Annotated in this window: 14 protein-coding genes and 4 tRNA genes; all 18 read left to right on the plus strand. The window is 60.7% G+C overall.

The genetic code is table 11. The features are described from left to right. Window positions 1-5 precede the first annotated feature (5 nt). Window positions 6-1109 (plus strand): 3-isopropylmalate dehydrogenase, encoded by a 1104-nt coding sequence (gene leuB, locus LNV08_RS19410; protein ID WP_263535395.1) that lies wholly within the window; start codon window positions 6-8, stop codon window positions 1107-1109. A 95-nt stretch (window positions 1110-1204) separates the two neighbouring features. Beyond that, on the plus strand, window positions 1205-2335 hold the full coding sequence (gene asd, locus LNV08_RS19415) for an aspartate-semialdehyde dehydrogenase (protein ID WP_263535396.1): 1131 nt from the start codon (window positions 1205-1207) through the stop codon (window positions 2333-2335). 259 nt (window positions 2336-2594) lie between these two features. Beyond that, on the plus strand, window positions 2595-5453 hold the full coding sequence (locus LNV08_RS19420; protein ID WP_263535397.1) for a FimV/HubP family polar landmark protein: 2859 nt from the start codon (window positions 2595-2597) through the stop codon (window positions 5451-5453). A gap of 94 nt (window positions 5454-5547) precedes the next feature. Continuing rightward, window positions 5548-6348, plus strand: a complete 801-nt coding sequence (gene truA / locus LNV08_RS19425; RefSeq protein ID WP_263535398.1) for a tRNA pseudouridine(38-40) synthase TruA — start codon at window positions 5548-5550, stop codon at window positions 6346-6348. Continuing rightward, entirely contained in the window at window positions 6345-7010 is a 666-nt protein-coding gene (locus tag LNV08_RS19430; RefSeq protein ID WP_263535399.1) for a phosphoribosylanthranilate isomerase, read from the plus strand. Before truA ends, LNV08_RS19430 begins: the two co-directional genes overlap by 4 nt. 9 nt (window positions 7011-7019) lie before the next feature. Continuing rightward, entirely contained in the window at window positions 7020-8327 is a 1308-nt protein-coding gene (trpB, locus tag LNV08_RS19435; RefSeq protein ID WP_263535400.1) for a tryptophan synthase subunit beta, read from the plus strand. Beyond that, on the plus strand, window positions 8324-9121 hold the full coding sequence (gene trpA, locus LNV08_RS19440) for a tryptophan synthase subunit alpha (protein WP_263535401.1): 798 nt from the start codon (window positions 8324-8326) through the stop codon (window positions 9119-9121). Before trpB ends, trpA begins: the two co-directional genes overlap by 4 nt. Before the next feature lie 45 nt (window positions 9122-9166). Continuing rightward, window positions 9167-10039 (plus strand): acetyl-CoA carboxylase, carboxyltransferase subunit beta, encoded by an 873-nt coding sequence (gene accD / locus LNV08_RS19445; protein WP_263535402.1) that lies wholly within the window; start codon window positions 9167-9169, stop codon window positions 10037-10039. 79 nt (window positions 10040-10118) lie between these two features. Further along, window positions 10119-11450 (plus strand): bifunctional tetrahydrofolate synthase/dihydrofolate synthase, encoded by a 1332-nt coding sequence (folC, locus tag LNV08_RS19450; RefSeq protein WP_263535403.1) that lies wholly within the window; start codon window positions 10119-10121, stop codon window positions 11448-11450. 83 nt (window positions 11451-11533) lie between these two features. After that, the gene (locus LNV08_RS19455; RefSeq protein ID WP_263535404.1) at window positions 11534-12466 is read left to right on the plus strand and encodes an SPOR domain-containing protein; all 933 of its coding nucleotides are present in this window, start codon (window positions 11534-11536) and stop codon (window positions 12464-12466) included. Window positions 12467-12505: 39 nt separating this feature from the next. Further along, window positions 12506-12997 (plus strand): CvpA family protein, encoded by a 492-nt coding sequence (locus LNV08_RS19460; protein ID WP_263535405.1) that lies wholly within the window; start codon window positions 12506-12508, stop codon window positions 12995-12997. 53 nt (window positions 12998-13050) lie between these two features. Beyond that, on the plus strand, window positions 13051-14565 hold the full coding sequence (gene purF / locus LNV08_RS19465) for an amidophosphoribosyltransferase (RefSeq protein ID WP_263535406.1): 1515 nt from the start codon (window positions 13051-13053) through the stop codon (window positions 14563-14565). Continuing rightward, complete coding sequence (locus LNV08_RS19470; protein WP_263535407.1) at window positions 14562-15815, plus strand: O-succinylhomoserine sulfhydrylase; 1254 nt, start codon at window positions 14562-14564, stop codon at window positions 15813-15815. Before purF ends, LNV08_RS19470 begins: the two co-directional genes overlap by 4 nt. Next, complete coding sequence (gene gltX / locus LNV08_RS19475; RefSeq protein ID WP_263535408.1) at window positions 15812-17215, plus strand: glutamate--tRNA ligase; 1404 nt, start codon at window positions 15812-15814, stop codon at window positions 17213-17215. Before LNV08_RS19470 ends, gltX begins: the two co-directional genes overlap by 4 nt. 79 nt (window positions 17216-17294) lie before the next feature. Then, a tRNA-Ala gene (locus LNV08_RS19480) sits at window positions 17295-17370 on the plus strand. A gap of 64 nt (window positions 17371-17434) precedes the next feature. Then, window positions 17435-17510 (plus strand) — tRNA-Glu (locus LNV08_RS19485). 84 nt (window positions 17511-17594) lie between these two features. After that, window positions 17595-17671, plus strand: a tRNA-Asp gene (locus LNV08_RS19490). Window positions 17672-17823: 152 nt separating this feature from the next. Next, window positions 17824-17899: transfer RNA gene (locus LNV08_RS19495), tRNA-Ala, on the plus strand. Window positions 17900-17928 lie beyond the last annotated feature (29 nt).

The raw sequence follows: 17928 nt of genomic DNA on the forward strand, positions 1-17928 counted from the left end.
AGCAAATGAAAATCGCAATTCTTCCCGGTGATGGCATCGGCTCTGAGATCGTCGCCGAGGCGGTCAAGGTATTGAATGTCCTGGATCTGCCTTTCGAGATGGAGCACGCCCCGGTTGGCGGCGCCGCCTACGAGCTGCATGGCCACCCGCTGCCCGACTCGACGCTGCAACTGGCCAAGGACGCCGACGCGATTCTGTTCGGCGCCGTCGGAGACTGGAAGTACGACAAGCTGGATCGCCCCCTGCGCCCCGAGCAGGCCATTCTGGGTCTGCGCAAGCATCTGGGACTGTTCGCCAACTTCCGCCCGGCGATTTGCTATGAGCAGCTGACGCATGCGTCAAGCCTGAAGCCGGAGTTGGTGGCGGGCCTGGATATTCTGATCATCCGTGAGTTGACCGGCGACATCTATTTCGGCCAGCCGCGCGGGCGCCGCACCGCCGTGGACGGGCATTTCCCCGGCAGTGAAGAGGCGTTTGACACCATGCGCTATTCGCGCCCTGAGATCGAGCGGATTGCCCATGTGGCGTTCCAGGCGGCCCGCAAGCGCGGAAAACGCGTGACCTCGGTCGACAAGGCCAATGTCTTGGAGACCTTCCAGTTCTGGAAGGACGTGATGATCGAGGTGCATGCCGACTATCCGGATGTGGAACTCGACCATATGTATGTCGACAACGCCGCCATGCAGTTGGTCAAGGCGCCGAAGCGTTTCGACGTGATGGTGACCGGCAATATGTTCGGCGATATCTTGTCCGACGCAGCGGCGATGCTGACTGGTTCGATCGGCATGTTGCCCTCGGCCTCGTTGGACAAGAACAACAAGGGGCTTTACGAGCCCAGCCACGGCAGCGCGCCCGACATTGCAGGCAAGGGCATAGCCAATCCTTTGGCTACAATCCTCTCCGCTGCCATGATGCTCAAGTTCTCCCTCAACCAACCAGAAGCCGCCTCGAAAATAGAAGCGGCCGTTGGATCGGTGTTGTCTCAAGGTCTGCGTACGGCAGACATTTGGAGCGAGGGCACCCAAAAAGTGGGCACGCGGGAGATGGGTGATGCGGTTGTCAAGGCCTTGACGGACAACATCGCCATGACGAAAACCATTAAGGGCTAGTTCAGCTCCGGTTTGTCTCGCCCCTATCCCCCCGGCGACACAAGCCGGGGGAGAAGAAGCTCAAAACAGTTGAGATAGATAGAGGACGCAAGAAAATGACATCACTAGTTGGATTGGTAGGCTGGCGCGGCATGGTCGGCTCGGTGCTGATGGACCGCATGGCGGCAGAGCGTGACTTCGACCTGATCGAGCCGCTGTTCTTCAGCACCTCGAATGCCGGCGGCGCGGCCCCATCGTTTGCCAAAAACGAAACCAAGCTGCAGAACGCTTTTGATATCGAGCAGCTCAAGCGCTGCGACATCATCATCACCGCGCAAGGCGGCGACTACACCTCGGAAGTCTTCCCCAAGCTGCGCGCAGCCGGTTGGAGTGGCCACTGGATCGACGCGGCCTCGACGCTGCGCATGGAATCCGATGCCGTCATCATCTTGGACCCGGTGAACCTGCCCGTTATTGAAAGCGCGCTGGCCAAGGGCGGCAAGAACTGGATTGGCGGCAATTGCACGGTTTCATGCATGTTGATGGGCGTGGGTGCGCTGTACAAGGCCGACTTGGTCGAGTGGATGAGCACGCAGACCTATCAGGCCGCATCCGGCGGCGGCGCCCAGCATATGCGCGAGCTACTGACGCAGTACGGCACGCTGAACGCCGAGGTCCGGGATTTGCTCGATGACCCCAAGAGCGCCATTCTGGAGATCGACCGCAAGTTGATCGCCAAGCAGCGCGCCTTGACCGCTGCCGAGACCGCCAACTTTGGCGTGCCGCTGGGCGGCTCGCTGATCCCTTGGATCGACAAGGATCTGGGCAATGGCATGTCCAAGGAAGAATGGAAGGGCATGGCCGAGACCAACAAGATCATGGGTCTGGGCGAGGGCTTTGGCTCGGCCGCTATTCCTGTCGATGGTTTCTGCGTGCGTGTCGGTGCCATGCGCTGCCACAGCCAGGCGCTGACCTTCAAGCTCAAGAAGGATGTTCCGGTGGCCGACATCGAGGCGATGATTGCCGCGGACAACGAGTGGGTCAAGTTGGTGCCGAACACGCGCGAAGCGACGGTGCAAGACCTGACCCCGGTGGCGGTGTCGGGCACGATGACGATTCCGGTTGGCCGCGTGCGCAAGCTGGCCATGGGCCCCGAGTATGTGGGTGCCTTCACCATTGGCGATCAGCTGCTCTGGGGCGCGGCCGAACCTCTGCGCCGCATGTTGAGGATCTTGCTGGCACGTTGATGGCCAGCGCACCCCGTTGCCGGCACGCGACAAGCTTGTAACGGGGTGAATCAGTGCGGTGTCTACAGAGCTATTCAGCCTTTGTCTGAGCTTCTAAGCGTATATGCTTGCCTCTATTAGGATTTCCAAACGGAAGTGCGCATGTGGATGGCATCGTGAGCGCAGTGAAGTTGAAAGTTAGCATCGTCAAAAGAGGCGGACACCGGGTGGTGCCCGCCTTGTCGCTTGGGGGAACGCTTTGAAAACAAACTATTGCGCTATGGACAGCACGGACAGTGCCCCAGCCAATCGCTCTGGCATCCCCTCGGGCGGTGCCCATGTGCCGGGCTCGCGGCGCAGCGCTTTCTCCCGTTTTGCTTTGTCGCATATCGCTGCGGCTGTGCTGCTTGCTTCCAGCGGTGGTGCCTGGGCCTTGGGCTTAGGGCGCTTGTCGGTGCAGTCGGCCTTGGGCGAAACGCTGAAGGCGGAAATCGATATCACCAGCCTGAGTGCCGAAGAGGCGGGTTCCTTGAAGGTGCGTATCGCGCCGCCCGAGTCCTACCGCGCCACAGGGGTTGAGTACAACGCAGTATTGGCCAGCACGCAGGTGCAAGTCGTCAAAAAAGACGGCCGTAGTTTCCTGCGCGTCAGCAGCGACCGCGCGGTTCAAGAGCCCTTTGTTGACGTGATTCTTGAGCTGACTTGGGCGAACGGACGCCTGGTGCGTGAGTACACCTTGCTGTTTGATCCACCCGCAGCGACGCGACCCAATAGTGCCCCTGCGCCTGCCGCCGCTCCGGCGGTGACAAGCGCCCCGGTCATCTCGCCTGCGCCCCTCGCACAGACCGAAGCAGTGCCCGCGCCGGCGCCGGCCGCGCCCGTCCTCATTCCTGCTGTACCGACGTCCAGCCCTGCGCAGACTCCTTCCTTGAGTCCAGCCGCTCGGCCATCCCGAGAGACTGCTACGTCCCAGCCCACAGCAGCGCCAGCGCCGCGTCCTGCGGCCCTGGCGCCTGCGGCTTCGGCAGCTTCAGCGCCAGCTTCGGCGGCATCAGCGGCATCCGAATACAAGGTCAAGCCGGGTGACAGCCTCTCGCGCATTGCCGGCAAGACGCAGCCCGAGGGCATCTCGCTCGACCAGATGCTGGTCGGCCTGTTTCGCAACAATCCGGATGCCTTCCTCGACAGCAATATGAACCGCCTGCGCACCGGCGTGGTCTTGCAGGTGCCGTCCAGTGAAACCTTGGGTGCCACTTCGCCCACCGAAGCGCGGCAAATCATTCGCGCCCAAAGTGCAGACTTCAGCGCCTACCGCTTGCGCCTGAGCAGCGCAGCGCCGACGCTGCAAACTGACCAAAGCGAGCGCCAGGCCAAGGGCAAGGTAGAAGCGGCGGTGGAAGATCGCAAGCCCGCGCCCGCGCCGACACCGGACAAGCTCACTCTTAGCAAGGCCGCCAGCGCCGCAGCTGACGCCAAGGTGGCTAAGGCGTCCAAAGAAGCCGAAAAGAAAGACGCGGCTGCTCGCATGGCCGAGTTGACGCGCAATGTCGAAGAACTGAAGAAAATCTCGAGTGCCGCCAAGCCGGCCGTCGTGGCTTCGGCTGCCCCTTCAGCCGCACCAGCGCCCGCACCTTCGCCCGCACCTGCTGTGGTGGCCGCGCCGGCCCCTGTTGCTGCAGCCCCTTCTGCGCCTGCAGCGGTTCCCGCCGCCATTCCTGCCGTCGTGCCTGCGCTTGCCGCAGCTTCCGCCGTGCCTGCGCTGCCGAGCACGGTCGCTTCTGCGGCGGCCCCCAAGCCGCCTGTGCCTGCATCAGGGGCATCGGCTGCCAGCGCCGCCATCCCCGTGGAAGAGGCCGAACCCGGCTTGCTTGAGAACCCCTTGGCTTTGCCCTTGGGCGCCGCATTATTGGCCGCCGTGGGTGGCTTGACCTGGTACCGTTTGCGGGGCCGCAAGGCCGCTGCGAAGGCCGATACCGGCTTCCATGAAAGCCGTCTGCAGCCCGACTCCTTCTTCGGAGCTACCGGCGGCCAGCGCGTCGACACGCGTGACGCCACCGGTGCGGCCTCGTCGATGAACTATTCGCTCAGCCAGTTGGATGCGATCGGCGATGTTGATCCGGTGGCCGAGGCCGATGTCTACCTGGCCTATGGCCGCGATTTGCAGGCCGAGGAAATTCTTAAAGAAGCCTTGCGTGCGACGCCAGAGCGCATGGCGATCCGGCTCAAGCTGCTGGAGGTCTATGCCAAACGCCGCGACACCAAGGGTTTCGAGCAACTGGCTTTGCAGCTCTTTGCAGATACCAAGGGGAGCGGCGACGATTGGGCGCGTGCCCAGGAACTGGGCCGCCAGATCGATCCAGAAAATCCGCTCTATCAGCCCGGCGGTATGCCAAGCCAGCAAAGCGAGGGCCGCGAAGCGCATCCCGAGCCGACGGACGCCAGCAATATGCCGAACACGGTGGGTCTCCTGGCGACCGAGCCAGCCGGTCGCAGCGCGGCGGTCGATGCCGGGCCCATGAGCGGTTTTGACCTTGATCTGGATTTGGATCTGCCTGAGCCGGCTTCGCCGACCGCAATGGAAGCCACCCAGGCAATGACGACAACGGTGGAGCAAGCGCCGTTTTCCATGGACTTTGACTTGTCGGAGCCGCCTGCGCCAGCGCCCCCTGAGCCTGCTGCAGCAAGTGCAGCGCCCGCCGGCAATGAGCTCGAGTTTGATTTGGACGACTTCGGCAGCTTGGATGACGAAGCCTCGAATCGCCCCGCGCCGGCCGATGCGGGCAATGCGCTCGACTTCGACCTCGGCTCGATTGATCTGTCCTTGCCCGAATTGCCCCAGGCTCCCGAGGCGCCGATTCCGGTGGCCGAATCGGTCGCCATGGACGGTGATTTTGGCGCGGAGTTTGAAGAGCTGATGAAGGCCGGGGAGCCCGAACAAACCGCAGCAGACCCCTTGGCCGACGCATTTGATGTGATGGAAGACGGCGGTGACCCTTTGATGCGCCAGCTGGAATTGGCCGACGAGTTCCGCCAGATCGGCGACACCGAGGGTGCACGCGAGGTGCTGCAAGAGCTGATCTCCAAATCCAGCGGACCCTTGCGCGACAAGGCTCAGGCGATGTTGAACGATCTGCGCTAGGGCGGGATTTCACACCGTTGATGCACGACAATGCAAAGCGCCCGCCGAGCCGGGCGCTTTTTTCATAGTGGAGCCATCAATTGAGTGAGGCGAGATGCGCGTAGTTTTGGGAGTCAGTTACCGTGGTGGCGGCTATCACGGCTGGCAGGCCCAAGCCGACCGGCAAACCGTGCAAGATGTCTTGGAGGCCGCGCTGAAGAAGTTTAGCGCGAGCGATATTCGCACCGTCTGCGCCGGACGCACCGACACCGGCGTCCACGGTTTGAATCAGGTCGTGCACTTTGACACCGGCGTGATCCGCGACGCTGCTTCTTGGGTGCGCGGCACGAACTGTTTTCTGCCCACCAATGTGGCAATCCAATGGTGCGTGTTCGCGGAGGAACCCTTCCATGCGCGCTTTGCCGCTCAAGGTCGCCGTTACAGCTATGTCTTGCTGGAATCCCCGGTGCGACCGGCGATCGAGGCCGGCTCGGTTGGCTGGGTGCATTACCCGCTCAACGGGGCGGCGATGCGTCAGGCCGCTGACCTGCTCCTCGGTGAGCATGACTTCAGCGCTTTTCGCTCATCCGAATGCCAGGCCGCTTCGCCGGTCAAGACCATGCGCAGCATCACCATCACCCAGCAAGGTGACTACTGGCGTTTTGACTTTGACGGTTCGGCCTTTTTGCACCATATGGTGCGCAATTTGATGGGCAGCTTGCTGGCGGTGGGGCGCGGCACACGCGACCAGGCCTGGTTTGCTGCAGTCTTGGCTGGCAAAGACCGCAAGTTCGCCGCACCAACCTTTCCCGCCGATGGCCTTTATTTCGTCGGCCCCTATTACGCCAGCGAGTACCAAATCCCTAGCCAAACCTCAGCAATGGCTTGGCTGCCCGGCCCGCCTCAAACAGCATGAAAAGAACCCGCATCAAAATTTGTGGCTTGACCCGTGAGGCAGATGTGCTCGCCGCCGTCGACGCCGGCGCCGACGCTATTGGCTTTGTTTTTTACGCCAAGAGTAAGCGTTATGTCACGCCCGCGCGGGCGGCCGAATTGGCGCGCTTGTTGCCGCCTTTTGTCACGCCGGTGGGCCTGTTCGTCAACGCCACCGAGGCCGAGCTACAAGCCGCATTGGAAGCTTTGCCGACTATGCTTTTGCAGTTTCATGGGGACGAGTCGCCGCAAGATTGCGAACGGCCGGGCCGACCCTATATGCGTGCCGCGCGCATGGAGCCCGGCTTTGATTTGTTAGACTACGCTCAACAATATTCAGCCGCCCAGGCGATTCTGCTCGACGCTCATGTCGAGGGCTACGGCGGTGGTGGAAAGGTCTTCGATTGGTCACTCATTCCAAAAAACCTGGGCTCTCCAGTCGTTTTGTCTGGTGGGTTGCATGCCGGAAATGTGCTGGCTGGGATCACGCAGGCGCGGCCCTGGGCCGTTGACGTCAGCTCGGGCGTAGAGGCGCAGGGACGCGGCCTCAAATGCGCCGAGCTGATGCGTGAGTTCTGTGAGGCTGTGGCCCGCGCCGATGCGCAGGTGGCTGTAGATCTCGCGGTGAGCAATCCCGAAATCTGAGAGATTCCCATGAGTAACTATTCCCAACCCGATGCCCAAGGGCATTTCGGTCCGGTCAAGGGCCAGACCTATGGAGGCAGCTTTGTCGCCGAGACCCTGGTCCATGCGCTTGATGAGCTGAACAGCGCCTACGCGCATTACAGCCAAGATCCGGACTTCATTGCCGAGTACAAAAAAGAGCTGGCTCATTTTGTCGGCCGCCCAAGCCCGATCTATCACGCCGACCGGCTCAGCCGCGAGCTCGGCGGCGCGCAGATCTTTCTTAAGCGCGAAGACCTCAACCACACCGGCGCGCACAAGATCAACAACACCATTGGCCAAGCGCTATTGGCCAAGCGCATGGGCAAAAAGCGCGTGATCGCCGAAACCGGCGCCGGCCAGCACGGTGTCGCCACGGCCACGATCTGCGCACGCTACGGCATTGAGTGCGTGGTCTATATGGGCAGTGAGGACATCAAGCGCCAGTCGCCCAATGTCTATCGCATGAATTTGCTCGGCGCGCGGGTGGTGGCGGTCGAGTCGGGGTCCAAGACCTTGAAGGACGCGCTCAACGAGGCGATGCGTGACTGGGTGACCAATGTCGAGTCGACCTTTTACATCATCGGCACCGTGGCCGGCCCGCATCCCTATCCGATGATGGTGCGCGACTTCCAGCGCGTCATCGGCGACGAGTGCCTGGTTCAGATGCCCGAGATGATTGGCCGCCAACCCGATGCGGTGATTGCCTGTGTCGGCGGCGGCAGCAATGCGATGGGTATTTTCTATCCCTATATCGACCATGCCGGCACGAGGCTGATCGGCGTCGAGGCGGCGGGTGAGGGGATCGCGAGCGGCAAGCATGCCGCGACGCTGTCAGCCGGCAGCCCGGGCGTCTTGCATGGCAACCGCACTTATTTGCTGCAAGACGCCAACGGGCAGATCATCGAAACGCATTCGATCTCGGCAGGCCTGGACTATCCCGGCGTCGGCCCCGAGCATGCCTATCTGAAGGACATCGGTCGGGCCGAATATGTCGGCGTCACCGATACCGAGGCCTTGGCGGCTTTCCATCACTTGTGCCGCACCGAGGGCATCATCCCGGCGCTGGAGTCCAGCCACGCGGTGGCCTATGCGATGAAGCTGGCGCCAAGTCTGCCGGCTGATCAGCATCTCTTGGTCAATTTGTCTGGTCGCGGCGACAAGGACATCGGCACGGTCGCCGATCTGTCGCAGGCCGAGTTTTTCTGTCGGCCTTCTTGTAAGGGTCAATCGGTCAAGGGTCAATCGGCGAGCGCTGAGGTTCTTGTGGCTTTGCCTAAGAATGGAGTCCAGCCATGAGCCGCATTCAAGCGACATTTGCACGCCTTGCCGCTGAGGGCCGCAAGGCCTTGATCCCCTTCGTCACCGCCGGTGATCCATTCCCCGATGTGACGGTCGAGTTGATGCTAGCGATGGCCGACGCCGGCGCCGATGTGATCGAGTTGGGCGTGCCGTTTTCCGACCCGATGGCCGATGGCCCGGTGATTCAACGCGCGGCCGAGCGGGCGGTCAAGGCAGGCATTGGCCTGACCCAGGTCCTGGCCGATGTGCAGGCCTTTCGCCAGCGCAACCAAACCACGCCCGTGGTCTTGATGGGTTATGCCAACCCGATTGAGCGCTTTGGCTTGGATCGTTTTGTGCTGGAAGCCAAGGCAGCCGGCGTGGACGGCGTGCTGGTGGTTGATTACCCGCCCGAAGAATGCGTGCGTTTTGCCGCCTTGCTGAAGGCGCAGCAGATGGACGCGATCTTTTTGCTCGCGCCGACTTCGACCGACGCACGCATGCAGCGCGTCGGCGAGGTTGCCAGCGGCTATGTCTACTATGTGTCGCTGAAGGGCGTGACTGGCGCCGGGCACCTGAACACGGCGGCGGTGGCCGAGATGATTCCGCGCATCCGGCGGCACATTTCGGTGCCGGTCGGTGTGGGTTTTGGCATTCGGGATGCGGCCACGGCGCGCGCGGTGGCCGACGTTTCGGATGCGGTCGTCATCGGTTCGCGCCTGGTTGAACTGCTGGAGGTCCAGCCGCGCGATAATGTCGCGGTGACGGGTGCTCAGTTCATCCGCGAAATTCGGAGCGCTTTGGACGCCTAAGGCGCTCGAAACTCCACCGATCATCAAGTTAAAAGGAGTCTGCTTGTGAGTTGGCTTGAAAAACTTCTGCCGCCGAAGATGCAGCAAACCGACCCGACCGAGCGCCGCATGGTGCCGGAAGGTTTGTGGATCAAGTGCCCGTCTTGCGAAACGGTCTTGTACAAGACCGACCTGGAGCAGAACGTCAATGTTTGCCCCAAGTGCAGCCACCATCATCGTATCGGCGCGCGCGCTCGGTTGAATGCTTTCCTCGACGGCGAAGGCCGTTACGAGATCGGTCAAGAGGTTTTGCCGGTCGACGCCTTGAAGTTCAAGGACAGCAAGAAGTACCCCGACCGGCTCAAGGATGCGCTGGAGCAAACCGGCGAAACCGACGCGCTGGTGGTGGTGGGCGGTGCCTTGATGACCATCCCCGTGGTGGCGGCCTGCTTCGAGTTCAACTTCATGGGGGGCTCGATGGGCTCGGTGGTCGGCGAGCGCTTTGTGCGCGGCGTCGAGACGGCGATTGAGCAAAAGACGGCCTTTATTTGCTTCACCGCGACCGGCGGTGCGCGTATGCAAGAGGGCTTGCTGAGCCTGATGCAGATGGCAAAAACGAATGCGTCTTTGACCCGTCTGGCCAAAGCCAAGCTGCCCTTCATCAGCATCTTGACCGATCCAACCATGGGCGGCGTATCCGCCAGCTTCGCCTTCGTTGGCGATGTGGTGCTGGCCGAGCCCAAGGCCTTGATCGGCTTTGCCGGGCCGCGCGTGATCGAAAACACGGTGCGAGAGAAGCTGCCGCCTGGTTTCCAGCGTGCCGAGTTTTTGATGGAAAAGGGCGCGATCGACATGATTGTCGACCGGCGCGAGTTGCGCGAAACCGTGGCGCGCCAGTTGGCCATGCTGCAGCGCATGAGTTCGGACGCGGTCGCTTGATCGGTTCCCTGTTCTCGCTTTGATGATCCCCAGCGGCCAGGCCCACAAGGTCTGGCCGTCTTGTTTTGCGCCAAAACATATGTTGCCTACCAGCTTAGAAGAATGGCTCGCGCACTGCGAGCGTTTGCATCCCAAAACCATAGACATGACACTGGATCGGGTGATCACGCTGCGTGATCGCCTGGGTCTGAAGTTCGAACCCCCGGTGGTGATGGTGGCCGGCACCAATGGCAAGGGTTCGACCTGTGCGATGCTGGAGTCGATTGCCTTGCAAGCCGGCTACCGGGTCGGCCTCTACATCAAACCGCATCTGGTGCATTTCCAGGAGCGCTGCCGGGTGGGCGGCGAATCAGTCTCGGCCGAGTCTTTGTTGCCCTACTTTGCAGCCGTGGAAGGCGCGCGCGGCGACTTGACGCTGTCTTACTTTGAGTTCACGACGCTGGCCATCATGCTGCGCTTGGCGGCCGAGCCGCTGGATCTGGTGATTTTGGAGGTCGGTCTGGGCGGGCGCCTGGACGCCGTCAATGTGGTCGATGCCGATTGCGCCGTCATCACCAGCATCGATCTGGATCACACCGAATATTTGGGCCCTGACCGCGAGTCGGTGGGGCGAGAGAAGGCCGGCATCATGCGGGCTGGTCGCACCGTGGTCGTCAGTGACCCTGTGCCGCCGGCCTCGCTGGCCGCACGCGCTGCCGAGATCGGCGCCGATTTGCGTCAGCTCGGCCGGGACTTCACGTACAGCGGCGACCGCCAGCAATGGCAATGGTCGGGCCGCGAGCGCCGCTTCAGTGGCATGGCTTACCCGGCGCTGCGGGGTGTCAACCAGTTGCTCAATGCGGCGGGCGTGCTGGCGGTGTTTGAAGTCTTGTACGAGCGCTTGCCCATCAGTGCGCAGGCGGTGCGCAATGGCTTGGCGATGGTGGAGTTGCCGGGGCGTTTCCAAGTGCTGGCAGGTCAGCCCAATCTGGTGCTGGACGTGGCGCACAACCCGCATGCGGTGGCGGCCTTGGCGCAAAACCTGGATCAAATGGGTTTCTTTCCGCGCACGCATGCGGTTTTTGGCGCCATGGCGGACAAAGACTTGGCCGGCATTTTTCAAAAAATGGCGCCGCTGGTCGATGTATGGCACTTTTGTGACCTTGAAATTCCGCGTGCGGCCAAGGCCGAAGCCTTGTTGGCACAGTTCGAGGAGCTTCGTTCGGCCGGCAGCTTGAAAGCACCGAAAGAATTGAGCCTGCAGGTGCACGCGAGCCCCGCCGATGCGCTGGCCGCAGCGGCTGTTGGCGCCGACCCCGCTGATAGAATTCTGGTCTTCGGTTCCTTCTACACCGTAGGCGGTGTGCTCAAGAATGGTGTGCCGCGTTTGCAGGCCGGCAAGCCGCCTCAAACGAGCATTGCTTTGTCTTGATTCCAAGGCTTCCGCAAGAAGCCTATTTGTCTAGCGTCATCTCGCTTCATCTCGTCTAGCCGGCTCACGCTGCCATTCTTGCCATGGGTCTGTTGTCCTTTTTAAAACGCGGTGAAGCCAGTTCGGCCGCAACATCCGGCGCTAAATCATCTGCCAAGTCGGGTGCAAAACCCGTTGCCGACGCGGCCGATGCCGTGCAGCATTTGCGGCTGCGCGCGCGTCACCGGCTGATTGGAGCTGCCTTGTTGGTCGGCGTGGGCGTGATTGGGTTTCCGTTGTTGTTCGAGACCCAGCCGCGTCCGATTCCGGTTGATTTGCCGATCGACATTCCCGGCAAAGAGGCGGTGCCGCCGCTGCGGGTGCCAGCGCCCGCGCAGTTGCAACTGCCTGCCTTGCCGCCGCTGCCCGCCACGACCGAGCAGGCCGACCGAGCCTCAGCTGAAAACTCAGTCCCGCCAGCCAGTTCGCACAAACAAGACGCCGCCGCGCCTCCGGTCAAAGAGCTTGTAGCTACCCTGCCAGTGGCCGGCGCTGCGAGGACTGAAACAACGAAGACCGAAACAACGAAGGTCGAAGCAACTAAAGCCGAAGTCAAAACCGAAGCGAAAGCAGATGCAAAGCCGGAGCCGAAGGCTGAGCCCAAGCCCTCGGCAAAGTCCAGCGACAAAGCGCCGGACAAGAAAGTCGCTGAGCACCATCCCGACAAGGCAGCTTCGCAGCAAGAGGCCGCACGGGTGCAACTCTTGCTGGAGGGCAAGACCGCACAAACCAAGGCCACCGAAGCGGGGCAACGTGCGATCGTTCAGGTGGGGGCTTATGCCGATACGAATGCAGCGCAAGAGGTTCGTGCGAAGGTCGAAAAGCTGGGCTTGAAAACCTACACGCAGGTGCTTGAAACGCCCGCAGGCAAGCGCGTGCGGGTGCGCGTTGGACCTTTCGCCAGCAAGGAAGAAGCCGACAAGGCCGCCGCAAAACTGCGTGCCAGCGGCCTGTCACCCGCCGTGCTGACGCTTTGAAGAACGGCTTGAGTCGCGCGGTGGCCTTGATTGAGTAATGTGACGAGTTGGGTCGACTGGGCCTTGGTGGGCCTGCTGGCCGTGTCGGCCCTGCTGGGTCTGTGGCGCGGTCTGGTGTTCGAGCTCTTGTCGATCGCGGGTTGGCTGATGGCTTATTTTGGTGCGCCGATCTTGGCTCCTTTGGTGGAGTCATGGCTGCCGCAGCAACGTTTCGAGGCCAGCTTGTTGCATGTGCTGGGCTTGTGCCTGAGTTTTATATTGATTTTGCTGGTCTGGACCCTGGGTGCAAAGTTGGTGCGGGCATTGCTTCACGCCACGCCTTTGAGTCTGGTGGACCGTTTGTTGGGTTGTATTTTTGGATTTTTGCGCGGTTTGCTGGTGTGCTTGATCTTGGCAGTCTTGGTGGGCATGACGCCGGCCAAGGATTGGTCAAGCTGGCACGATTCACAGTTGGCCGCTGGCTTGCAAAAAGTGCTGAATGAAGTTCGTCCAGCCTTGCCGGATGAGCTGTTGAAATTGATCCCGGCCTGAGTTTTTACTCAGGCCCTGAATATTGTTGTGTCCCCTCAAGACAAGGAAATACCATGTGCGGCATCGTCGGCGTGATCTCTCGCTCACCGGTTAACCAGCTGATCTATGACGGCCTGCTGCTCTTGCAGCATCGCGGTCAAGATGCCGCTGGCATCGTCACCATGCAAGGCAATAAATGCTTTATGCACAAGGCCCGCGGCATGGTGCGCGACGTGTTTCGTACCCGCAATATGCGCGCCTTGCCCGGCAATATTGGCCTGGGGCAGACACGCTACCCCACCGCCGGCAACGCCTATAACGAAGAAGAGGCGCAGCCTTTCTACGTCAACGCGCCTTTTGGTCTGGTGCTGGTGCACAACGGTAACTTGACCAATGCGCAAAGCTTGAAGACCGAGCTGTACGACATTGATCGTCGCCATATCAACACCGAGAGCGACTCGGAAGTTCTGCTTAATGTGTTGGCGCATGAAATCGAGCAGGTGGTGCGTGACGCGCCGCTGACCCCCGAAGGCATGTTCAAGGCCGTTAGCGCGGTGCATAAGCGCATCAAGGGCTCTTATGCGGTGATCGCGCTGATCGCCGGTCACGGCATGTTGGCGTTTCGCGACCCCTTTGGTATCCGCCCGCTGTGTTTCGGTCAGGCCGAAGATGGCGAGCATATGGTCGCCAGTGAAAGCGTGGCACTCGAAGGCACCGGCTTCAAATTGACGCGCGATGTTGCACCCGGCGAGGCCTTGTTCATCGATATGCAAGGCAAATTGCACACCCAGCAATGCGCTGAGAATCCCACGCTGAACCCCTGCATGTTCGAGTTCGTTTACCTGGCGCGCCCGGACTCCGTGATGGACGGCATCTCGGTCTACCAAGCGCGCCTGAATATGGGTGAGACCCTGGCTCAGCGTTTGATCTCCACCATGCCGCCAAGCGATATCGACGTGGTGATCCCGATCCCGGAGTCCAGCCGGCCGTCCGCGATGCAACTGGCGCACCGCATCGGCAAGCCTTACCGGGAAGGCTTCGTCAAAAACCGCTATGTCGGCCGCACCTTCATCATGCCGGGCCAGGGCGAGCGTAAAAAATCAGTGCGCCAAAAGCTCAATGCGATCGGCTTGGAGTTCAAAAACCGCAATGTCTTGCTGGTTGACGACTCGATCGTGCGCGGCACCACCTCGAAAGAAATCGTGCAGATGGCGCGTGAGGCCGGGGCACGCAAGGTCTATTTGGCCTCGGCAGCGCCGCCGGTGCGCTTTCGCAATGTCTACGGCATCGACATGCCGACCAGCGAAGAGTTGGTGGCACACAATCGCAGCAACGAGGAAATTCGTCAGTTCATCGGCGCCGACGCCCTGATCTATCAAGATGTTGATGCGATGAAGCGTGTTGTCGCTGCCTTGCAGCCGGCCTTGCAGGGGTTTGAGGCCTCTTGCTTTGACGGTGTCTATGTCACCGGTGATGTGACTGCTGAAGACTTCGCCAAGCTCGAAGCGCAGCGGCGCAGCCAGGGTGAAGAAGAAGACGGCCCAGCGCGCACAAGGCTGGCCTTGCAAAGTGGGGGTGAGGGCCGATGAGCAACGCGGTTAGCAAAGACGCGGCCCGCCGTTTGGCCCGCGCGCAGTTGCCGGACGGTTTGCGCCCCGAGACCTTGGCCGTGCGCACGGCCTTGGCGCCCAGCCAGCATGGCGAAAACTCCGAAGCGCTGTTCTTGACCAGCGCCTATGTGCAGCCCGACGCCGAAACTTCCGCACAGCGCTTCGCCGCGTCGGAGGATTTCACCTACTCGCGCACCAGCAATCCGACCGTGCGTAGCTTGGAGATGCGTCTGGCCGCGATGGAGGGAACGGAAGCCGCCATCGCCACCTCGACCGGCATGAGCGCCATCCTATTGCTTTGCATGGGCTTGCTCAAAGCGGGCGACCATGTGATTTGCTCGCGTTCGGTGTTCGGCTCGACCATCAATTTGTTTGCCAAAGAGTTCGGCAAATTCGGCGTCGAGACCAGTTTTGTTTCGCAGACCGATTTGCAGGATTGGCAATCTGCAGTTCGTCCGAATACATGCATTTTCTTTGCCGAGACACCGACCAACCCGCTCACCGAGATTTGCGATATCCGGGCGTTGGCCGATATAGCGCATGCGTGCGGTGCCTTGCTGGTGGTGGACAACACCTATTCGACGCCAGCCTTGCAGCAACCGGCCAAGCTCGGTGCGGATCTGATCATGCATTCGGCGACCAAGTATATGGATGGTCAGGGCCGAGTCATGGCGGGGGCTTTGTGTGGGCCCAACCATCTGATCAAGGATATCTTTGCGCCGGTCTTGCGCACCGTTGGCATGACGCTCGCACCGTTCAATGCCTGGGTTGTTCTCAAAGGTCTGGAGACGCTCAGCCTGCGCATGCGTGCGCAAAGCGAGCAGGCCCTGGCCGTGGCGCGTTGGCTGGAGGCCCGGCCCGAAGTGGCTCGCGTCTATTGCCCCTCGCTGCCTTCGCATCCCCAGCATGAGCTGGCGATGCGTCAGCAATCGGGGCAGGGCGGGGCGGTGTTGTCGTTTGAGCTGCGGGCGGCGACGCCCGAGGCCGCACGAGCAGCCGCTTTCCACCTCATCGACAGCACGCGCGTGCTGAGCATCGCCACCAATCTGGGCGACACCAAGTCCATCATCACGCACCCGGCCACCACTTCGCATGGGCGCCTCAGCGAAGCTCAGCGCCAAGCCGCCGGTATCAGCCAAGGGCTGATCCGCCTGGCCGTGGGGCTTGAGCATGTGGACGACATTACCGACGATTTGCTGCGTGGACTTTCTACCTTGACCGCCCTATGAGCCTGAATCCAAACACTCCCATCCGAACGCGTATTGCGCCATCGCCCACCGGCTTCCTGCACCTGGGCACGGCCCGCACGGCCCTGTATTCCTGGGCTTTTGCGCGCCACTTTGGCGGCAAGTTTGTGCTCCGTATCGAAGACACCGACGTGGCACGCTCGACCCAGGATTCGGTCGAGCAGATCCTTGCTTCTATGCAATGGCTGGGTCTGGACTATGACGAAGGCCCGATCTATCAAATGCAGCGCCTGGAGCGCTATAGCGCCGTGGTGGAACAGTTGATTGCTGAGGGCAAGGCCTACCGCTGCTACTGCTCGCCGGCCGAGCTGGATGAAATGCGTGAGGCCCAACGCGCACGCGGTGAAAAAACGCATTACGACCGTCGCTGGCGGCCGGAGCCGGGCAAGGTCTTGCCTGCAGCACCCGAAGGCGTGCAAGCGGTTGTGCGTTTCAAGAATCCGCTTGAGGGCGATGTGACTTGGGATGATGTGGTCAAAGGTCCGATCACTATCAATAACCGCGAGATCGATGACCTGATCATCGTGCGCCCGGATGGCGTGCCGACCTATAACTTCTGCGTCGTGGTCGACGATTGGGACATGGCCATCAGCCATGTCTTCCGCGGCGATGAGCATGTCAACAATACGCCCTGGCAGATCAATATCTTCAACGCACTCGGTGCACCATTGCCGCGTTTCGGTCATGTGCCGGTGATTCTGGGTGACGACGGCCAGAAGCTGTCCAAGCGTCGTGGCGCTGTCAGCGTGACTGCTTACGAAGATGCAGGCTATTTGCCCGAGGCGATGTTGAATTACCTGTCGCGCCTGGGTTGGAGTCACGGTGATGACGAGTTGTTCTCGCGCGAGCAACTGGTGTCGTGGTTTGACGGCACGCACCTGAGCAAGAGCCCGGCGCAATGGGATCCGGCCAAGCTGGAATGGGTGAACAGCCAGTACATCAAGCAAGCCGATGACGAGCGATTGGCTGTTCTGGTAGCTGCTCAATTACTTAAGCGGGGCCTGAATGTCGACGCTGAGGCCTTGGTTCCCATGTGTGCGCTCTTCAAAGACCGCTGCGCGACCACGGTAGCATTGGCGGACTGGCTGAGCATGTACTTCGCGCCGGTTGAGCCCAGCGCTGAAGATCTGGCGGCGCATGTCACCGAAACGGTTAAACCGGCGCTGCAAGCCTTGGCTGCTAAGTTTGCGGAGATTGACTGGAACAAGGTCGGCATTGCCGCTGCGATCAAGGAAACCGTCGCCGCGCACGGTCTGAAGATGCCGCTTTTGGCGATGCCGGTGCGGGCATTGGTGTGCGGACGGGTGCAAACCCCGAGCGTTGATGCCGTGTTGGCACTGTTTCCAAAAGAAATTGTGATCGAACGCTTGCGCAACTCATAAAATTCGTACTACAATCTACGTCTTGCTTGAACAGCGCGAAACGACAAGGCCTTGAAATTCAAGGTTTTGGAAGTTTTAAGGGGGTATAGCTCAGCTGGGAGAGCGCTTGCATGGCATGCAAGAGGTCAACGGTTCGATCCCGTTTATCTCCACCAAATATTATCGGTATAATGTTGATACTATTTGGATGGCGCGCAGTTCAGGAAGTTAGAAGGTTTAGTCCCCTTCGTCTAGAGGCCTAGGACACCACCCTTTCACGGTGACTACAGGGGTTCGAATCCCCTAGGGGACGCCAAGTTTTACAAAGCTTGGTAGTTGTTTGAAAATTTCGAAACAACTACAAATTTGTTAAGTATATATGTGATACACTTATATGCATGGAGTGGTAGTTCAGTTGGTTAGAATACCGGCCTGTCACGCCGGGGGTCGCGGGTTCGAGTCCCGTCCACTCCGCCAAAATTGTGACGTTCAGCAAGATGCTGAATTGGTTTGAAGCAGCGAAGTATTTGCTGTTAGGTATCGCTAAAAGCGGCCAAGAAATTGGCCGCTTGTTTTTGAGTAGTGCAGTATTGAATAATCAAGCTTGAACAGCGCGATGCCCGGAATTTGGGGGTATAGCTCAGCTGGGAGAGCGCTTGCATGGCATGCAAGAGGTCAACGGTTCGATCCCGTTTATCTCCACCATTTGCTTTCGGGTGAATGGCAGGCGCGCA

It is taken from the genome of Paucibacter sp. TC2R-5 (assembly GCF_025717605.1).
Lineage (GTDB): Bacteria > Pseudomonadota > Gammaproteobacteria > Burkholderiales > Burkholderiaceae_C > Paucibacter_A > Paucibacter_A albus.

What these genes read in the sequence shown, in the direction of transcription:
- truA (WP_263535398.1), top strand. Translation starts at nt 5,548, where the DNA reads ATGCGCGTAGTTTTGGGAGTCAGTTACCGTGGTGGCGGCTATCACGGC.
- trpA (WP_263535401.1), top strand. Translation starts at nt 8,324, where the DNA reads ATGAGCCGCATTCAAGCGACATTTGCACGCCTTGCCGCTGAGGGCCGC.
- LNV08_RS19470 (WP_263535407.1), top strand. Translation starts at nt 14,562, where the DNA reads ATGAGCAACGCGGTTAGCAAAGACGCGGCCCGCCGTTTGGCCCGCGCG.
- LNV08_RS19430 (WP_263535399.1), top strand. Translation starts at nt 6,345, where the DNA reads ATGAAAAGAACCCGCATCAAAATTTGTGGCTTGACCCGTGAGGCAGAT.
- LNV08_RS19455 (WP_263535404.1), top strand. Translation starts at nt 11,534, where the DNA reads ATGGGTCTGTTGTCCTTTTTAAAACGCGGTGAAGCCAGTTCGGCCGCA.
- leuB (WP_263535395.1), top strand. Translation starts at nt 6, where the DNA reads ATGAAAATCGCAATTCTTCCCGGTGATGGCATCGGCTCTGAGATCGTC.
- purF (WP_263535406.1), top strand. Translation starts at nt 13,051, where the DNA reads ATGTGCGGCATCGTCGGCGTGATCTCTCGCTCACCGGTTAACCAGCTG.
- gltX (WP_263535408.1), top strand. Translation starts at nt 15,812, where the DNA reads ATGAGCCTGAATCCAAACACTCCCATCCGAACGCGTATTGCGCCATCG.
- LNV08_RS19420 (WP_263535397.1), top strand. Translation starts at nt 2,595, where the DNA reads ATGGACAGCACGGACAGTGCCCCAGCCAATCGCTCTGGCATCCCCTCG.
- trpB (WP_263535400.1), top strand. Translation starts at nt 7,020, where the DNA reads ATGAGTAACTATTCCCAACCCGATGCCCAAGGGCATTTCGGTCCGGTC.
- folC (WP_263535403.1), top strand. Translation starts at nt 10,119, where the DNA reads ATGTTGCCTACCAGCTTAGAAGAATGGCTCGCGCACTGCGAGCGTTTG.
- asd (WP_263535396.1), top strand. Translation starts at nt 1,205, where the DNA reads ATGACATCACTAGTTGGATTGGTAGGCTGGCGCGGCATGGTCGGCTCG.